14 protein-coding genes are annotated in these 19,204 nt (G+C 48.7%); 5 read left to right on the top strand and 9 right to left on the bottom strand.

Annotation, left to right across the window (positions count from 1 at the left end; translation table 11 throughout):
• Positions 1 to 5 precede the first annotated feature (5 nt).
• The 3 genes from ACEVG1_RS01530 to ACEVG1_RS01540 are packed head-to-tail and all read right to left on the bottom strand — an operon-like array spanning position 6 to position 6,403.
• Positions 6 to 1,277 (bottom strand): DUF4959 domain-containing protein, encoded by a 1,272-nt coding sequence (locus tag ACEVG1_RS01530; protein WP_374741780.1) that lies wholly within the window; start codon positions 1,275 to 1,277, stop codon positions 6 to 8.
• 23 nt (positions 1,278 to 1,300) lie between these two features.
• Positions 1,301 to 3,262: a RagB/SusD family nutrient uptake outer membrane protein gene (locus ACEVG1_RS01535; protein WP_374741781.1), complete on the bottom strand. Its 1,962-nt coding sequence runs from the start codon at positions 3,260 to 3,262 to the stop codon at positions 1,301 to 1,303.
• Between the two features lie 12 nt (positions 3,263 to 3,274).
• Complete coding sequence (locus tag ACEVG1_RS01540) at positions 3,275 to 6,403, bottom strand: SusC/RagA family TonB-linked outer membrane protein (RefSeq protein ID WP_374741782.1); 3,129 nt, start codon at positions 6,401 to 6,403, stop codon at positions 3,275 to 3,277.
• A 531-nt stretch (positions 6,404 to 6,934) separates the two neighbouring features.
• On the opposite strand from ACEVG1_RS01540, the gene ACEVG1_RS01545 reads away from it, so the two are divergent.
• Positions 6,935 to 7,408 (top strand): 3-oxoacyl-ACP synthase, encoded by a 474-nt coding sequence (locus ACEVG1_RS01545; protein WP_374741783.1) that lies wholly within the window; start codon positions 6,935 to 6,937, stop codon positions 7,406 to 7,408.
• Between the two features lie 33 nt (positions 7,409 to 7,441).
• On the opposite strand, the gene ACEVG1_RS01550 is transcribed toward ACEVG1_RS01545, so the two are convergent.
• Positions 7,442 to 8,044, bottom strand: coding sequence for a DUF4142 domain-containing protein (locus tag ACEVG1_RS01550; RefSeq protein ID WP_374741784.1), 603 nt, complete (start codon positions 8,042 to 8,044; stop codon positions 7,442 to 7,444).
• Positions 8,045 to 8,367: 323 nt separating this feature from the next.
• Between ACEVG1_RS01550 and ACEVG1_RS01555 the strand changes: the two genes are divergently transcribed.
• Both ACEVG1_RS01555 and ACEVG1_RS01560 read left to right on the top strand, forming a co-directional pair.
• Positions 8,368 to 8,751 (top strand): hypothetical protein, encoded by a 384-nt coding sequence (locus ACEVG1_RS01555; RefSeq protein ID WP_374741785.1) that lies wholly within the window; start codon positions 8,368 to 8,370, stop codon positions 8,749 to 8,751.
• Positions 8,752 to 8,940: 189 nt separating this feature from the next.
• Positions 8,941 to 9,588: a LuxR C-terminal-related transcriptional regulator gene (locus ACEVG1_RS01560; RefSeq protein WP_374741786.1), complete on the top strand. Its 648-nt coding sequence runs from the start codon at positions 8,941 to 8,943 to the stop codon at positions 9,586 to 9,588.
• On the opposite strand, the gene ACEVG1_RS01565 is transcribed toward ACEVG1_RS01560, so the two are convergent.
• The 3 genes from ACEVG1_RS01565 to ACEVG1_RS01575 all read right to left on the bottom strand — a co-directional run bounded on the left by ACEVG1_RS01565 (position 9,585) and on the right by ACEVG1_RS01575 (position 12,740).
• Positions 9,585 to 11,570 carry a PAS domain S-box protein gene (locus ACEVG1_RS01565; RefSeq protein WP_374741787.1) on the bottom strand — a complete coding sequence of 662 codons (1,986 nt, stop codon included), beginning with the start codon at positions 11,568 to 11,570 and terminating at the stop codon, positions 9,585 to 9,587. The genes ACEVG1_RS01560 and ACEVG1_RS01565 overlap by 4 nt on opposite strands.
• A 158-nt stretch (positions 11,571 to 11,728) precedes the next feature.
• Entirely contained in the window at positions 11,729 to 12,223 is a 495-nt protein-coding gene (locus ACEVG1_RS01570; protein WP_374741788.1) for a hypothetical protein, read from the bottom strand.
• A gap of 52 nt (positions 12,224 to 12,275) precedes the next feature.
• On the bottom strand, positions 12,276 to 12,740 hold the full coding sequence (locus ACEVG1_RS01575; protein ID WP_374741789.1) for a PA2169 family four-helix-bundle protein: 465 nt from the start codon (positions 12,738 to 12,740) through the stop codon (positions 12,276 to 12,278).
• A gap of 247 nt (positions 12,741 to 12,987) precedes the next feature.
• Between ACEVG1_RS01575 and ACEVG1_RS01580 the strand changes: the two genes are divergently transcribed.
• Both ACEVG1_RS01580 and ACEVG1_RS01585 read left to right on the top strand, forming a co-directional pair.
• Positions 12,988 to 13,668, top strand: coding sequence for a YetF domain-containing protein (locus ACEVG1_RS01580; RefSeq protein ID WP_374741790.1), 681 nt, complete (start codon positions 12,988 to 12,990; stop codon positions 13,666 to 13,668).
• Between the two features lie 472 nt (positions 13,669 to 14,140).
• Positions 14,141 to 14,656, top strand: a complete 516-nt coding sequence (locus tag ACEVG1_RS01585; protein ID WP_374741791.1) for an RNA polymerase sigma factor — start codon at positions 14,141 to 14,143, stop codon at positions 14,654 to 14,656.
• 133 nt (positions 14,657 to 14,789) lie between these two features.
• Here the strand turns inward: ACEVG1_RS01585 and ACEVG1_RS01590 are convergent, their stop codons facing one another.
• Complete coding sequence (locus ACEVG1_RS01590; protein ID WP_374741792.1) at positions 14,790 to 17,294, bottom strand: hypothetical protein; 2,505 nt, start codon at positions 17,292 to 17,294, stop codon at positions 14,790 to 14,792.
• A 166-nt stretch (positions 17,295 to 17,460) separates the two neighbouring features.
• Positions 17,461 to 19,176, bottom strand: a complete 1,716-nt coding sequence (locus tag ACEVG1_RS01595) for a hypothetical protein (protein ID WP_374741793.1) — start codon at positions 19,174 to 19,176, stop codon at positions 17,461 to 17,463.
• Positions 19,177 to 19,204: the final 28 nt, after the last annotated feature.

Genomic DNA, 19,204 nt, shown 5'->3' on the forward strand with positions numbered 1-19,204 from the left:
GATTACTAATTGACCTTACGCCCAAAGAGGGTGATTTCCGACAAACAGTTTGCGTCTTCAAGTGTATAATTTCCGTTAAAACTCTTGATTGCTTCGTACCTGAACCAACGTGTGGGCTTGGTATACTGCGGATCATTCGGGTACATATACGCTTCATCGCCTGCCTCACCGGCCTGTACGTATTCCAACTCACTGAGGCCCACCGGAACGGGTATCGTATGCTGGGAAATAAACACCCACTCATCGGTATCGTCATCCCACGCATACATGTTATACCTCCCTACGTTTTCTGATTGGTAGAACTGCCCCCTGCTGATATTGGCCAACCCGCCGGAGTGCCGTTGCACGGTAACGATACGGCTCAGTTCATAATAGCCGCCCAAATCAATAATGAAGTTCCACGGCATATTTCCGTCGGCCGTCCGGCCGGTACGCCCACGGCTGTGGGTATGCATGAAGTTGAGGTTATCCCCTCGGTCAATGATCCCATCGATGACTTTCGCCGAGCGCCCTTCGAGACCATCCCCAAAAACCATAGGCACGCCTCCGACGCTGTCGTTCGCATTTGGCAATACCCAGTTCGCCTTGGGTATCTCGATATCTTCGTACAACGTGAGGGAACCCTTATCAACCGGGTCGGTGATATTGCCAAACTGGTCTTCTACGCGTACGCTCACCTTTACCGGATCTTGGGGCGAAAGGAAAAGGTCATTGATGAACCGTCGGTCTTCCGCCAAATTGGACGAGAATACCGTGGTCAACTGACGCGCCTCGCCATTGAGGGTGAAGCTGTAATCGACATACACATTGACATTCTGCTCCAACTCATTGGTCCAATCGAGGAAAAACGAGCTGAATCCCGATTTGACTTCGATGGAAGAGGCCACCCGGCTAAAGGCGGGCTCCAGCGGCGTGATCGATACCGTGACCGGATCCGAACGGTTGCCGGAACGGTCGACTGCATAGAGCGTAACCTCATGCGGGTCGGTGCTACCGAATCCATATACGTCCAGCGAATCGACAAAATAAGACGACGAAAACGTATACGCTTTTCCATTTTTAGCCTTATACACGGCCTCCACCTGCAGCAGGTCTTCGTCTGCTGGCAGGTCATAAAAGAACCGCGCACCGCCATACAAGGGCTTCTGATTTACGATGGTGATCTTACCTGGCGCGTCACTATCACCAACGTGGCTCGCATAGCGGTTTTCCTCCTTACAGGCCCCGATGATAAGCAGGGTGCCCACTAGCATTGCAACATATTTTCTCTTATTCATAACTCTCCTTATGTTGTGGATGGTTACCATCCTGGGTTTTGGATCAGATTTCCGTTTGTATTCAATTCATTCAAATCGATGGGCCACAGGTAATCGGTAATGGTAAACCGTCGAGCTTGTTTAACTTCAAGCACGAAGAACGACTCACCCGTAGAGCCGGTGTGCGTCCACCCCCACACGGGCGACGAAAACTCGGCAACGGCCCGCTTATGCCGCCACATGTCCCAGAAATGCTGGCCTTCAAAGGCAAGTTCAACCGACCGCTCCTGGAGAATGATGTCGCGCATCCCTTCTTTCGTGAGGTGTTTGTTGACTGTCTTTGCCAAGCTGGCATCGGACCATACAGCCTCAACGTCTGGGATACCTGCGCGCTCGCGCACCAAGTTGACAGCATCATACACCTCTTGGCTAGGGCCGCTGTACTCGTTGAGTGCTTCGGCCTTCATGAGGTAAAGATCGGCCATGCGCACCAGCGGGTATGGGAAACGGATAACCCGTTGCCACGCATTCGATTGCGACTCGGGGTGCACCAACTTCTGAACGCCGATGCCAGTAGCCAGGAAATCGGTAGCATGTGTAGACGAATTGTACCCACCGTCGGAACCGTTGTACATCTTGGTATTTATCCGCACGGTGTGTGCCCGCCAAAATCCACCGGTAATCCCCAAGTTGGCATAAAAACGGGGTTCGCGGTTGAGGTACATATTGATGGTCTCGGCCCCCGGCTGCATGATGCCATTCAACTCGGCATACTCGGGATCAAGCAACCCGGGTGTTTGGGTAAGCTCATGCATGGTACTCATATTGAACGTAAGGTCCTCGTCAAGGGGTAGCCCATTGCGGGTGTAATAGCGCTCAACCATCTTGTAGGTGGCGGCCATCCATTGCCAAGAATACGCCGCGGTATTGATAACCCCATCGCCATAACCTGCCGGAAGGCGGATATTCGTAGAATGGGCGAGTTCTCCCTGGTCATAGTAATTGTGATTGGAATAACCCCATACCAGCTCATTGTTCCAAGGATCGCATACGACCATGCGCAGATCGTAGAGCGTACGCATGTTTTCCCCATTTGCTTCGAAGGCCGGACGATCATATATAAACGGTTCTTTCTGGAAGTGGTAAATCCCCAAACCGTTCTGCTCGGCAATCGCAATGGACTCATTGATGGCATCAAGGGCTTGCTTCCACTTCTCGTTATCGTATTGGAGCGGGAAGAAAGGCTGGCCGTCGTGGTCCACGAAATCGCCGAAGTACTCCTGGTTACCGTTGAAGAACGGGCTGGCACGATAAAACAATACCCGGGCCTTAATGGCTTTTGCCGCCACCTGATCCACTTGCCCCATGTTACTCTCGGTGGCCCTTTCCGTGAGGTTAGGGATTGCCTCATCCATCAGCGCAAGGATGTAATTGAAGCAATCTTCCACTTTAGAACGCGGCAGGAACAGTTCCTCTTTCGAGGCTTCGGGCGAGACCATCTCGGTTGGGAGTACGATGGGACCATATTGCCGTACCAACAAAAACGCATAGTATCCTTTCAAGAATGTAACTTGAGCAGCCCATTCAGCCTTCTCCAAATCACCCATATCCCGTACACTGTTAATGTTTTGCAGGAACACATCGCATTGGCGAAGGCCGTCGTACAGGCTCTTCGCGCCCTCGGTACCGGACCAAGTGCCCAACTGCGGACTGGTAACACTTTGCAGACCGCGCATAATGCGAATGGCCCGCAGGTTACCCAGGTTATTATTGAGGTCGAGCCGACCTACAAATTCATCGCCCAACGACCAAGTGGATAAGTGCGTATCGTCTACCCGGGGAATGTAATTATATACCCGTGCCAATGCCTCATAGGCTGTCTCCCGCGTATCAAATAGATCTTCCAGGGTCATGGTGTTGTCTGGAACCACATTGAGGTACTTGGTACAAGACTGTGATAACAGCGTTGCACACACCACTAACCCTACTTTCAAAAACGTCTTCATCTTCATTTTATATTAAAGCGACAACTGAATTCCTATGTTAAACCTTTTATTCGGCGGATAGCGTAATCCACGCCTACCCATCTCCGGATCCCACAGCTTGAAGCTACTGAACACCAATGGATTTTCCGAACTCACATAAATCCGCGTTCCCTCGCCCAAGCCAATGTGTTTAAGCCCTTTGGGACTGTAGCCTATTTCCACGCTTTTCAAACGGAGGAATGAACCATCACGCAACCACCACGACGACTGCTGGAGGTTATTCACAACCGGCTCGGTAGACAAACGGGGCCAGAACGCGTGCACATTCGGATTGGTTTCCGTCCAATAATCCCTTGCCACCACTTCCAGCGCATTCCGACGGTTAACAAATGGCGCAATGCCTTCGTCATTATCATCCCCGCCACCTACACCGGGATTGATAAAAAACGACACCCGATCGTTGCCTTGGAAAAAGAACGAGAAATCGAACCGCTTGTAACCGGCAGACAAACCGAAACCATACTGTATTTCCGGCACCGTCGGAAAGCCCAGTGGCACTTGGTCATTCCCGTTTATCACACCGTCGCCGTTGACATCTTTGTATTTGATATCGCCAGCCATGTACTCACCAAAGTCTTGGCGAGGCGAATTAGCGATTTCAGCTTCGTCCACAAACAACCGTTCGGCTACCAGCCCCCATTGCTGGTTGATGTTATGGCCCAATCGGCTCAGGTACTCATCGGCATAATCACGTTCATCGAGTTCCAGGTATTCATTGGAGGCATAGGTGAAATTGGCGCGGCCATTGAGCCAAAATTCGTTGTTGAAGAAGTGCTGGTAGGTGATGGAACCATCAAAACCCTGCGACATCGCTTTGCCTACATTGCCGCTGATGCTGGCTTCCAAGCCCGCCGTTGAAGGAAAGTTCTGACGTACCATATAAATGTTGCTCCGGATATCCCTGAAGAAATCACCCTCGATTTTCAGCGCTTCGTTGAACATCCCGATTTCGGCACCTAAATTGTATTTTTCGGAGACTTCCCAGGTAATGTCGGCGTTGGCATACCGATTGATGTAATAGCCACTGTAGGCATTCATGAAATTGGTACCCCACCGGTATCCGTTATTTGTTGTATTGGTGCCACCGGTAAGGCCGATATCAGATAGGTAGAAAAACCGGTCTGCACGTTGAGCGATGGCGTCGTTGCCCACCAGCCCCCAAGTAGCGCGGAGCTTCAAGGTGCTGAAAATATCCGTTGCAGGCTCAAAGAATTTCTCGTTGGAAACCATCCAGCCCCCACCTACCGAAGGGAAAAACCCGTAGCGCTTGGAACCGTCGAACTTCTCCGAGCCGTTATACCCGTAGGCAAATTCGAAGAAATACCGATTATCGTAATCGTAGGTAGCCCTTCCGGAGTTACCCATGTTGCGTTCGGGCAACGTTTCGTAAATCGAGGTACTGTTACCGGCAGTCAGCAGTTTCTCTTCCATCATTCCCACGGTCATCAAGCCTACGGAATGTTTACCGAATACACGATCCCAATTAAAACGGCCTTCGAAATAATAATGCCCATCGGCATTCCGTCCGGGTTCAACATTACCTAGGAAGACCGACCCTGAATTTGGATTCAGTGAATACAGTGTATAGTCACCCGTTACCTGGTTGTAATCCTGTAACGAATAGAAGAACGGACTATAGGTACGCAGGCTCTGGTACTGGCTCCAGATATTGGCCGAGATACGGCCTTGGAATTTAAGCCCTTGTGTAATAAAATCGAAATCCTGCATCAATGTGGCTTGGGTAGTCAATCTACTTTCGTTCCGATCGTTGTACCCCCTTACCATAGACGCATAGGGGTTGGCCTTCATACCACCACCCACCCAGGTGTTGCCAAACAGCGTATGGTCGGCGAACTGGTTGGCTGCATCGGGCTCATAAACTGCGGGGAAATCAACCGGATTACTTTGCATGATTTGGTAGAAGATATCAGTCGCCGACGCCCAGGGGCCGTTATAGCGTTCGAATTGGCCCTGAATCCGAGTATCTAATGTGGTCGTAGGTGTCAATTTGAAAATAACGTTCGACCGGATAAATGCCCGGTTAATATCAATGTTATTGTTGAAATTATTGCGGTTATCCACCTTCAGCAAGCCTGTTTCTTTCTCCCAACCGGCAGACACATAATAATTGGCTACCTGCCCGCCACCCGAAAGATTCACATTGGCCTTGGTATTATTCGTTGATTTATTGAATAATGTTTCCTGCCAGTCCACATTCGGGAATAGCATGGGGCTCACGCCATCGATGGTAGATTGAATTTTTTGTTGTGAGTAGAGAGCGCCCAATAGGGGATCGCGGGTAATCCTCGCCTCGTTGTAAAGCTGCATATACTCCACCCCATCGAGCAGCTTGGTCATCTGCACAGGTGTACTCACATTGAAATCGACCCGTGCATTTACCTGAACTGGCCCCTCACGGCCCGACTTCGTCGTGATCATGATGATACCGTTCGCTCCACGCGCACCGTAAAGCACCGTGGCCGACGCATCTTTTAGAATGGAAAAGCTTTCGATATCATCTGGCCTTAGCCGTGCCAACGCATCTGTCGTGGCTTCGAACCCATCGATCAAGATAAGGGGGGAGGTCTGGTAACCGAACGTGGTGACGCCCCGTATAAAGAACTGGGCATTATCCGCACCTGGCTCACCCGTGGTCTGGAACGAAACCATCCCCGGGATGCGACCGGCAAATGAGCTGGTCAGGTTGGCGGATGCAACTTTCAGGTCGGAAGCCTTCACCGTGGTGATCGACCCAACTACACTGGTTTTCTTCTGGGTACCGAACGCCACAACGGTAACTTCATCCAATTGGCTGGCATCGTCATACAACAGGATTTCCAATACATTGCGTTCCCCTACAACCTCACGTGCCGGGAGTTTCCCTACAAAAGAGAAAACCAGCGAGTCGCCAATGGCTGCCTCAATGGAAAATTCCCCATTGACATCGGTCTGGGTAGCGATGGCTTTTCCTTGCACCGATAAGCTGACTCCCGCCAGCGCTGACCCATCGCTCGCATCTTTCACAACCCCGGAAACGCGCTTGGTTTGGGCTACGCACACGCCATGCACTAGCAGCAAAAACAAAACTACAATAATTCTCATGGTATCTAAATGGTTATTAAAAAAGTGAATACGTCCTTGGCTTGCCGCAAACAGGGGCAAACTACAACATTCTAAGCACCGCACCACCGGGCGACTGCCCAAATAGCACCTGCTGATTCTCTGGTTGAAAAGCACTACGCCCCGTCAAATGAAATGAGGTGGGGCGCCCCGGCAATTAACCGCTAAAGTTTCTGATTTTGGGAATGGTAACCGATAGTTGCCAAGGCAATACACGGCCTGAAATGTGTCTGTTTTTCTTCATATTTGGTTATTTTAATTAGCAAGTGATGACGCTCCATCAATTGGTTTGTTTCATCGGCTTGTCGTAGACAAATATATATTATATTTCGATTACTTAAAATTTTTTTACAGTTAAAAAAAGCTTAAATTATTTTAAAATTTAAGGTTATGCAGTCCCAACGGTGTTTAAATTCCTTAAATAGGCGCTATTCGGATGCGAGGTAAGCGGGTGATTTTTATATTTACATCCAATTCCGGATAGTCGGAAGTCATTGATAGGAAAATCCACTCATGGACAAAAAAGCGGTACTATATGGAACCAAGAAGGCTTCTTTGCTAGCTACGTGCAAGCAATATGTAGACCAGCGGCTCGCCAACGTGCGGCAAGCCATCGCTTCGGCAAGCGAAGCGGCCGCCGATGACACAAAAAGCAGCGCAGGTGACAAATTTGAGACGACTCGCGAGATGATGCAACAGGAACTAAGCCGACATCAACAGCTATTGGCAGACGCCAAGCGTATGGAACAGGTACTGACCAACTTGGACGTGAACGTGCACGAAGGCCCTGTGAAGCCCGGCAGCCTCGTACTGACAAACCATGGCAACTTTTTTATTGCCATCAGCATGGGCCACGTGCAAATAGACGGCGTGTCTTATTGGATTATTTCACCGGCATCGCCATTGGGCCAACGGCTCATCGGCGTAAAAACGCGCGACGAGATCGCTTTTAACGGCATGGTCTACCACATCACTGATACCGCATGATATAGCACGCTACAACAGCTGCTCCTTTTTCCTTTAAGGCAACACCCGCTGTATCGTCGTTGTATCCATCGGGCTTATCGAATCCCGTAATATTTTTGCCTCTTCGAAGTGCTTTTTCAATGCCGGAAGTGTCTTTGCGGCGAACGCCTGCAGATCGGTATTGCGTGCGCCTGAAGCAGCATCCTCAAACAACGAAACCGCCCGGTCGTGATCTTTCACCATGATGTCGATGTATTCTTTTGCAAAGGCATCGCCCGATTTGTCCCGGAGTTTCCGTTGCTTGTCTACGTGGTCTTCACTGATGGCGGGCGGAAGCGTAATGTTGAGGCGTGTGGCGATTGCCAGGAGTTCATCGTTTGCCCGCTGATGATCCGTAACCATTCGCTGCGCGAAATCCTTGAGGCGCTGGTCGGTTACTTTCTTCAATGCCAGTTTACCCAATTCGATTTCCGCATGGTTCGCGTCCGCAGCCTTAACGGCAAAATCGGCATCTTGCTCATTAACCATGGCCGATGTATCGTTTACACCCTGTGCTTGTTCGATACTGTCGCTTGCGGCCCGCCGATTGGTGTTGTTGCATGCAAGCATCACGCTTGATACCAAGGCTACTGCCCAAAAAAACTGTAGAGGTTTCATAACATTTCAATTTAGTGACATACTTATTAGTGTCCATATATTTTCTTTTTTAAAGATCAAATAGCTCCACATATTGCGCCATTTAAGTTTGCATGCCTACGATGTACCAATCGCCCCCTTCCGGATTGCTTTGCCTTCCGTGCATCAACTATTCCCGACACGCTGTTTACTTTTGTGGGTTTATTGTTTGGAAAAATGCACACCTCCAATTCAGGGTCTGAATGGCATGCATCGCGCAAAAAACCACCCAAAGCCATTCAATATTTCAATCCCGATTACCTTGGTACGGTGTACGCAACGACTGCTTTAAAAGGGAAAATACCATGGCAACTGTGGAGCATAGCAAAGCGCTGGGCAATGCATTCCTTATACAGGGGATTTATTTTGTCGTAACCGGCATATGGCCTTTGCTCAACATGGCTAGCTTCATTACGGCAACGGGGCCAAAGCAAGATACCTGGCTCGTTGAGATGGTTGGCCTTTTATCCGCATCGATTGGATTGACGTATATCTCGGCAAACCTCCGACGGAAACCCTTGCCTATTTTGCTCGGCTATACCACCTCGCTTAGCTTTCTTATCATGGATGTCGTGTATGTGATGCGTGGTAAAATCGATCGAATCTACCTTTTAGACGCGAGCATCCAAGTATTATTTATCTGCGCGATATCGCTGATGCTTGGATGGCGAAACCGCAAACAGCCGTAGATAGGAATCCCCCTACTAGCCCCTTTTCTTGTACCGCTGCTGGCGACTCGCTCATTGTACTAAACACTGTACATCCTGTATCCAAAAAACGAAGAATCTGAAAATAACTAAAACCTTTCTGTCGGTTGAAGCGTATTCCCTTACGATGCAATTAGCGAAAGCATCCATAAAATTTAGCTAGTCAGGCATATGGAAAATTCAGCAAAAATTATTTGGGCTTCCCCTCAATCGCTCGCGCGCGACGGTATCATTGCTCTTTTGGATCAAGAGCCCGATTTCACTTTTGCGGAGATTGTTTCCGAACAAGAAGACCTGAAGGATGCAGTCAATGCAGCACCTACCACCAACCTATTAGTTGTTGATCATCTTTTGCTTAGCAACCGGGAACGGCTACTGTTGTCGCTCAAGGAAATTGCACCTCTGATGAAAGTCTTGGTGCTGTCGGGCATCGAATATGACGAAGATATCCTCGGCTTGATGAAATCGGGCGCGGATGGCTACATCGTCAATGAAGCGAATAAAGACGAGCTCATTTTCGCCATTAAACATATCCTCGCGGGCAACACTTATATCTGCACGGCCCTCTACCTCCAAGTACTGGAATCGATTGCGGTGTTGGAACTCAAGAAAAAAGGGTCCGCGGTGGAATTTTCTCCCAGGGAAGAGCAAATTCTAAAGCTCATTCTAGAAGGGTATTCCAATCAAGAGATTGCCTATCAGCTTTTTACAAACAAACGTACCATTCTGAAATACAGGGAAAGCCTACTTCAGAAGACCGGTGCCCCCGATATTGGCACGGTCATCCGGATGGCACTCCAGCAAGGCGTACTGAGTTAAGCAGGGGGGATGCGTGGCATGGCAAAATAAAAGGTAGATCCTTTTCCCACATGGCTGTTTACACCTATTCTACCACCGTGCCGTTCAATGATTTCCTTGCTCAAATACAATCCCAGGCCCAGTCCGGTCATCTTGGAAGTTCCTTCGACTTGATAAAACCTTGTAAATACCTTCTCTTGTTGCTCACGCGTCAATCCCACCCCCTCGTCGATCACCTGCACGCGGACCTCATCGGGCGACGACTCAAGCATCACGTGTACCTGATGCGCATCCGGGGAATATTTTATCGCGTTGGTAATCAAATTTATAACTACCTGTTCCATCCGTTGCCGATCAGCTTCTACAACATAGTTACCGTGAATATTATTTACGAAAACAGTATGCGTTTGACTGCTGAAGTGGAATGTCTCCACTACGTCCAATATCATTTCACTCATATCGAATGTTTCGAAATGGAAACTAAGCTTACCTGCCTCTATTTTCGAAATATCCAGCAACTCGGCAATCAAGGCGTTGATCCGTTCCAGCTGCTTGAGTGCTTTGGTCAAAAAGCGGCGCCCCACTTGGTCGATTTCTGACCGTTCCAATATCTGAAGATAGCCTTTGGTAGTAGTAAGCGGCGTTTTTAGTTCATGGCTTGCCAAGGCGATAAATTCATTCTTCCGTAGATTTAATACGTTCACCTCTTCAAATAAGCGTGCATTATCCAATGTCACGGCAACCAACGAGGCAATACTGTGTATGATGTCTTCATCCGCTGCATTGAAGACGTCCGTTTGCGCATAGCCAAAAAACATGGCCCCGATCAACAATTTGTCACCAGACCGGATCGGTATGGCCAAGCTGTGCCGAATGGCAGCCCCCCCCGCAGGCTGGCACGGTTCGAATAGGGCGTGGATATGAGGCACAGCCTCCACATCATCGAATTTAATGGAACTTTCTCCAACAAAAAAGGTATGGATTAATCCTTCTTCCAGTTGAAGGTGGGTAGCATCACCGTTCAGCTCACCCATCGCTGCCACCGCCGTTGAAAGTGTGGAATGCCCTTGTTCATCAGAGACTCTGTAAAAACAAAGGCCCACGTCGGCCGCAACCAGGTGGGTCGTTGAATTGATGACTGTTTGAATGAGTGAGGGTGTATCTAATTTCTCGGTAATGATTTTACCGATCGCATGGAGGGTCTCGAGTTTTTTCGCATGGAATTTGATCGTTTGCTCCCGCCTGATTTTTTCGGAAATATCACGTGCTATTTTGGAAGCACCGATAATTTGCCCAGCCTTATTACGCATAGGCGAAATAGTGAGCGAGATGGGAATCTCTTTGCCTGCTTTGGTGATGCGGATGGTCTGATAGTGATCAACCGTCCGACCACCTTTGATTTCGCTGATAATGGTATGCTCCTCCTCATGGAGGTAAGGTGGGATAAGCGTGTTTATGGACTTACCTACGATTTCGGCTTCACTATACCCGAAAATCCGTTCCGCGCCATGATTCCAGCTCATGATGATGCCATCGAGGTTCTTGCTGATAATCGCGTCGTCTGACGATTGGACAATCTCTGTAAGGATCGTCTGTTTCTCTTCGTACTGCTTATGCTCGGTAATATCTACCAGCGTACTATATGCGCCTATTACCTTACCGGAGTCTGTCCGCATCGGTTTCGGGAAAACCAATACAATGCGTCGCGTACCATCGGGGCGGCCGATGATCAACTCTTGACCGCCCGCATCGGTGTGCCCGCACATCGCCCTCGCCATCGGCATCGCCTCGCTTGGCATCGGCTGGCCGTCAGCGTAATAGACTGCGATAGCACCCGACCATTTTTCTTTGCCGATTTGTGGCCGACGCCCCCAAAGCGACACAGCAGCTTCATTGAATCCAACAATGTAGCCCTCGCTATCACATATATAACTCGCCACAGGTGAGGCCAAAAACAACTCCTTGTATATACGGTTATCAACCCCGATGTGTGATTCTTTCATTTTTCAGGTGCCTCTTTCGCCCAGGGGCTAAGTCATTCGTTGTTTTTCACTGGATTACTAGCGAAATTACAATTGTTTTATCACAATATCGCAAAATAGTGTACCAGTTGGCACAAGAAAAAATCCGCTATGCGGTTCAGCAGGTTTTTCAGGTAGTTTTACAGCACGTGTAAGATTGGCGGCTGTACGTGCTGTGGTTGGTCCACGGGCAGCGCTTCAAAATGAGTGATCCAGTCCCTCGCAGCAATTACTGCCCGTTTTTGCTTGTTTATCAACAAGCGAACCGGCTCGGCGAGGCCGTCGGTACCTTCAATACTATGATAAGCGATGAGCAACGCGTTTTCACCCGAGCGGCATCTATCTACGGGGTAACAAGGCATTTTACTTGAAAATACGGCTTTGACTACCGACCATGCCAGTCCGTACTTGCCCTCGTCGCGCAATTGCCCATCGCTCCACCCCCATGTTCCCGCTGCCTGCCTCAATTCTTCACTCATTGCCTTACTTTGGGTGATAAACGCCCTGAATAAGGTGATTAATTGCCGGTCGTGGTCTGCGAGGCTGTCTATCAAGGCTTGATAACCGGCCACTCGTTCATTGTGGAATGCCGCCAAATCCCGGAGGCATTCCACAGTTATTTTTAGGTCTCCCATATTTCCATCCGTATATGATGCATTGTTGATTACGAGCTAGGCAATCTTTTGCCTACAGCGCCTTCTCCCGATCCCGCAACTGCTTTATTTGATCGTGCGATGCCCGTAGTTGGGTCTTCTGGCTTGAGATAAGCGCCTTGGCAGCCGTAGATATTTCGACCTCCTCCTCCGCCTGCCGGTATGCTTTTTGTGCAGCGTCTTCCCCGTACTCGCAGCTCTCCAGCACCGCTCTGCGGTCATCGGCCGCAAATGCCTGCTTAACGTCCATCCATGCTCGGTAGATTTTGCCAGCCGCGGTGGTTTGGTCATCCACCCGGTCTTCCCAGGCACTGATATGCTGTTGCAGCTCGTCTTTCAGCATTTGGCTTTGTTCTATCAAGCTGCTGAAAAGGGCCTTCAAGTCTACGTCCACAGCCGGCAATTCGGCAATGGCTTTCTCATAGCCCGCAATCCTGTCGTTGTTGATTTTGATAAGATCATTTAGCACTTCGGCTGTTTTTTTCATCTGGTCCATCATGTTCTCTTTTTATATTGAAAAATCTTTTTCTCGTCCCCTGTCGCTGGGGCGTGTTTGCTATTGACAATCAATCGCCGTTTATTGTTTCAAAAATTTCAGCTGTCTGCTATGCCGGCTTTTCTTGCCGCATGTGGAAGGCATCCAGGAAGAATAGCGGCAGGCATCCGGTAGGTTGTTGCTATAAAACCTTTGGGGCAGTCAATTGTATATAGGTTGGTAAGTTATCCACCTGTAAATTATAGACTCCTTGGATTGGAATCGAATCTTTCTGCACGAGCTGGACGGTCTTTTTTTTCTCGAAATCGTCTTTCGTACCGCATTCATGTTCATCGTGGTATTGGTTGTCCTTCGGTTATCGGGCAAGCGCGGCGTGCGGCAATTGTCAGTGTTTGAACTAGCCATCATCCTTACATTGGGGTCGGCAGCAGGCGACGCAATGTTTTATAAAGACGTGCCATTATTGGCTACCGTGCTTGTGTGCTTCATCGCCATTGGGATATATCGCCTAATTACATGGGTGATGGCGAAGAGCGGCTATTTGGAGCAATTGCTGGAAGGAAGGCCGGTATACATCATTGAAGATAGTGTAATGGTTATCAAACACGACCAGAAAGATAGTCTTTCCAAAGACGAATTTTTTGCCGAACTGCGCGAGAAGGGTGTCGAGCACCTTGGGCAGGTACGCACTGCTATTCTAGAGACGGAGGGTAACCTAAGTATCTTTTTCTATCCTAATCAAGATGTCAAATATGGCTTGCCGATCCTTCCTCATCTATATAATAAATACTCAGATACCATTGTAGACCCAGGTTTGTATGCCTGTATCGTCTGCGGGACATTAAATCAGCTGGCGCCCGGTCGGTACCGTTGTGAGCATTGTGGACACCACGAATGGGTAAGCGCCATCAATACCCCCCGTACACCATAACTCGAAAAACACTAACAAATGAGCCATAAAAGACAACCAGAACACTATACTTTTCAAAATCAACGCAATACAAGACTATCCTATTCGTTAGTATTTCAGAGCCACTACGAAAAGACGGGGTTTCGGAACTATTTTGATTTTTTTTCAAACAAAATAACGTGGTCCTATGTTAGCATCACTGCGAAGCGATTGCGACTAACACTAAAACAGACAGTCCATCATAAAGAAGCAACGATTATTACTACTATACTATGGAAAAAATGACTACTTGCTTTATTGTTTCTTTGAATCATTAATGATGGGATTGTAAACACCGATTAACTTGACCGCACCAATAGCCAAATGGTATTGGCAGGTGCTGGGTTTCCATTCTTATCACACGCCATACAGACTACCGCACCACGGGCGCGGGTCTGATAATGGCGCACCAAATGTAGCATAAGCATATCATAAACGATAAATTCGATGGATTATGGATAAGATTGAATTCAACACCAGGGTCGTACAAGAGGTAAATTCGCTAAACAGTTATGCGCTGTATTTCACGCGCGACGAGGAAAACGCACATGATCTTGTACAAGACACCATGCTAAAGGCGTTTTCCTACTACAACAAATTCAAATCGGGCACCAATCTCCAAGCCTGGCTTTACACGATACTCAAAAATACCTTCATCAATTATTATCGGAGGAAGGTGAAAACAAACTCCATCATCCTTAAATCCGATACCATCTCATCGTCTGACTTATATAAAAGTTCGTTGCGTAACGATGCCGAAGGAAAATTTGTGATGGATGATATAGAGCGTGCTTTATCGAAGTTATCCGAGGAATACTATTCGCCGTTCTCCATGTATTACGAAGGCTATAAATACCACGAGATTGCCGACTACTTCCAAATACCCATCGGTACCGTGAAAACCCGGATTCACGTGGCACGGCAGCAATTGAAGAAAAAACTAAAATCCTATTCACCGGCGGGCAATTAATCCTCGGTGCAGATTGGCAAACACCATACAATTACAGAGAAGCCCGGTTTCAGCCGGACTTCCTTGTTTTGCAAGCCAGACAGCGGACAAAATAAAGTGGGTTTAAATTCAAAGACACAAACAAGTTATCCGCTCAAGCACCACAGCAACGTAATTCATACTGACGGGTAGGGGAACCTGTGCGGGGTGTAGGAATGGATAGCGTTCCATCATTCCCCACAACCAGCTCTTTTTGCCCATGGTTTGTGATAAGCCGATACCTCACCTGTGGCTTCAGTCCTCGAATCGTAAACCCGCCCTTGTGCTTGTCGCCCACAGACCATTGAAAAACACCTGATTCCCAGCGAGTCACAGACAAATCAGCAAAACCACCTCGGTCAGCATGCATCACCAGCCGATTCGACTCTTTGTTTCCGGGATAATAAACGATGTCTTTTCCCAACTTACCTACACCGAACGCCTGCGTGCTCTTTACCGAATATTCCGATGTGCGCAATTCATAGGCATCTGCATTTAGTAAAACCTCATATACCGTATCGCGCAAGCTATAGGTAAAATGAGTGCCGTTGAGGTCGGCTACGAGATTCGGTTCAAGCCCCAACCGGTTCCATTTGGGGCGGATGCCATACATATCGCTGTAGAGTGCGGTAACGGTCGTACTGATTCCCGCCAAAATATCCGTCCCTAAGCCTTTCTGGTCGATACGGCTGTACCGTTGCGACGAAAGCCCGTCCCTGCGATATTGGGCCAGAATATTTCTGATGTATTTCAGGGCGAGGCTCTTATTATATTTCACGTAAGAACGTATGCCTAAATAGCCCCAGGTTGGAAAAATATCTCCATTTTCATAGCGAGGGAACGGCCAATTGTTGTCATGCACCTCCTCACGCTCGAACGAATCGAAGCACAGCGGCCAATGGAATAAATCTTCTGCCTCCATACGTTGCTCGATATGTCCCAATACCGTGTCGATTCGTTGCTCATCATCGCATATACCAAAAGCAATGGCGGCAAAATTGACCGGTGTAACCAAATTATCGCCACGTATGGTACCATCCTGGTCCCGCCAATAGACGTATTGCTTTTTATCGGACGACCAGAAGCCACCGTCGGCCACATCTTTATTGAATGCCTCTTTTAACCTCTCGGCAATATCCAAATAGTGCGTGGCCTTTCCGGTATCCCCCAATATCCACTCGCATTCGCCCCACAGCCGGAGAGCTTCGTACAGTTGCGCGTTGACAAAAGCATTCTCAAAACCAGCCCACACGATATCAATCCAATCGCTGGCCTTCTCTTCAGCAACGTTGTTATTAACCATTTCAAAAACGCCATTCCCGTTGCTATCTCGCTTTATTACCCAGTCTAACGCTCGCTCAACAGATGCTTTGTGCCCGCGCAGCCAATTCAGGTCGCCTGTTTGCTGAAACAGTTCCGCTGTATTGATAACGTAGCCTGTCTGCGAATCGACGGTATACCCCCACATCGCCTCATAATAGCCTGTTTCAGCGTTATACGTTCCAGGAATCTCATCTCCGGGAACATCGTGCCACCGGGACAACACACGCCCATTGGGCAGCATAGCGAAGTCACGCTCGCGGTCTAACGTAGCGGCAAGGTTTTCCGTATAGTTATTATCATTCAGCGCCAACCCGATTTGTGCAAAAAAAGGTTCGTGCAGACATTTCCAATTCGTAATCCATCCATTGGCTCCCACGATGTTATTGTCAACCACCCCGTATCGTCCAGTCGTGTTGAGCAGTTCGCGTACGGCCGATACATCAATACCGGGCAAATGGCCACGGTCATACGTTTTTAAGTAATCGACATAAGAAAGCTCGTATGTTACCCGCACCGTGCCCTGCGATGCTTCGAACGGCGCGAACACATCATCCTTCCCATGAACAAAGCGGCTCAAGTTATGGCGCTGCTGCATTGTTTGCTCAGACACAATGTGCATGTATGAAAACGCACCGCTCTCATCGTGGGTGAACTTCGCCGCTATTTCTTGATGAGCACCCGTCTTAGCCGCTATCCGTAAGGCGTCCACCTTGTCTTCGTTCCAAAAGGTAACCCCACCGGTATGCACTCCATACGTATCGTTGGGCGAGGCCAGGTACTTACACCAAACCATCCCGCCATTGTCCAATATTCCGCCTTTCCATGTGTTGAGGTCTACAAACTGCCACGTAGGCATTCCCATTTCCTCTATCACGATGTCGCGAAGATAGGTACGACTAATGGTCCACATCACCTTATCACCAGTTAACGAAAATGACCACGATTCGACAGCCTCCCCAAGAGATATACCACTGATTTCCACCTTATTGTCATTAATTGACACCTGGACCTCACTCGCTGATTTCCCCGATACCCATTCGTTGTTAGCGGTGCGTAGTGCGGTGAAAATCCCTTTAGGAGCCAAGGTATTACCATTGTTTAACAAGAGTTTAGTGACCTTTGCTCCCGATGCATAATCTATAAGCAAAGAAAGCCGCTGATCGGTCGTGGTAATACGAACAACCTTTGCATTTACATCATGATCAATTTGACCGTATCCCATAGATGTCGTAAACACCAAAGCGACCCCCAATGAAAAATAGGGATAGATTTTGAAAAAACATTTTGCTAAAATCATGGTCCTAACATTTAATTTAATACCGTTCACCCAACAACTGTTTCATCCAGCAGATAATTTCATATAGATCCCCAAGTGGCACCGCCGTGTTCATGTATATGCTTGCTGCGCCGTATCGCCAGCGAATAGCCCTAAAAGGCCGATCACGATATTTTTACAACCAATATTACCGTCCAGTCGTTTCAAGCGGTGTTGCCATATCCAACTGGATGCGGTTACGGTGCGGCGATATACGCAGGACATCCTTCCCTTTACCGACCGTAAAAGTGCCCCTATGGGCCCGGAGCTCGTAACGAAAGTCGTCAAACTCCGCCTGAACCACGCTACCCAGCACATCTGTAAATGGCACTTGATTATACTTGGGCACTTCCATATCGAAGTACCAATCAAGCTGGCTGTTTCCCTTCACGCTGACCGTTAGCTGGTCTTCGACAAACCTCATTTCTAATTGGCCTGCTACGTTTGTCAGCGGCCACGAAACATCCAGCCTGCCGCGCCTCGCGCTGGTAATCTTGGGCGTGCCCCCTTTCAACAATACCTCCTCACCGTCTACCAATGCTTTCAATCGCATCCCTGCCAACGATTCATCATCACTCCACAGGTAGCCATCAACCACGGGCAGCGTATAGAAATGGCATTCATTGGTCTTAGTTACCCCCGTGGTGTAAACCGATGGAAAGTGTTCGTTAAACAGATGGATGTCTCGGATACGCAGGCTGCCGTCTTCTTCCCACAACAGATTCGTACGATAAAACCGGCTGTTGAACCACACGGTTCTGAGCTTGCTTTCGCCAAGATCGTCATTCACCGTCATCGACGTTGCCGGCGTCACCTCATAGGTGTCTCTAAACCATGCGCCCGATTCACCAAGTGTTTGCACCGATAACTTCCCTTCGTCGCGCAATTTTGCAATAAGCGGGAACTGGTATTCGAGCCCCTTTGCCATTCCGGCCCATGTAAACGAGTTTTCCTGGCCGGCCTGTGTATACGCAAACTCCATGGATTCCCCTTCGATCAATTCGCGGAAAAACCAATCGACCCACGCCTGGTCACCGCCACCAAAACTATAAACAGGTTCCAGCGTAATCACCCCCTGCCGGTTATGGCCCACACCCGTATCGTATTGCCGCACGGGGTCGCTGCCCAGCATCCTGAAAATGGGTACCGGAGTTTGGTTTTCGACCGTTTGGGCAGGCATATACGAATTAATTTTGCTGGGGTAGTATGCCTGGTTCCAATAGCCACCCCATAAGGTGTAGCCATCGGTACCGTACTGGTCCTTGCAATTGGCCGATGCTACAATGTGGTATTTTTCGTACATGTAATTGAGCGTATGAGCGTCGATGAACCAAGAAGCCACGGATTTCGGGTAGTCCCCGAAGATGGCCTTGAAGTCGGCCATGTATACGTCCACGAGTTTTTCGCGCTCCGCCGGTGTATATCCCGTGGAAAAACCAACATCAGCATGCCAATCCCACGGGTAGCGGCCCCGCCACTCCAAGCCCGCCTTCTCTACCAGCGGTTGCGGTATTTCCCACCAGGCACCGATTTCATAGCGGTCGCCGGGCAACCCACCCAACAGCGTCTGGTAGCGCCCGTCCATCAACGCATCGTATTGGAGCAGGAATGTGCCTTTCAGGTTATACGCATCCATCAATTTCACCTGGCTTACGACCGTTTCATACAATACTTGTTCGGTAATCTGCGCATCCCTAGGCTCCAATAGCCGAATGAAATTAACGATATTCACCACCTTCGGCTTCGGCCGTTCGGTGCTTTGGGCTGGCAGAAAAGCCAGCTCCAAAAAACACCAAACAACCAACAAAACACCCCACTTAACTGATACACCTATTTTTTTTAATGCAACATTGTTAAACGACATACAACTACTTTTTACTTCATACTTACAA

The sequence above is a fragment of the Parapedobacter sp. 2B3 genome (assembly GCF_041925275.1).
GTDB lineage: Bacteria > Bacteroidota > Bacteroidia > Sphingobacteriales > Sphingobacteriaceae > Parapedobacter > Parapedobacter pyrenivorans_A.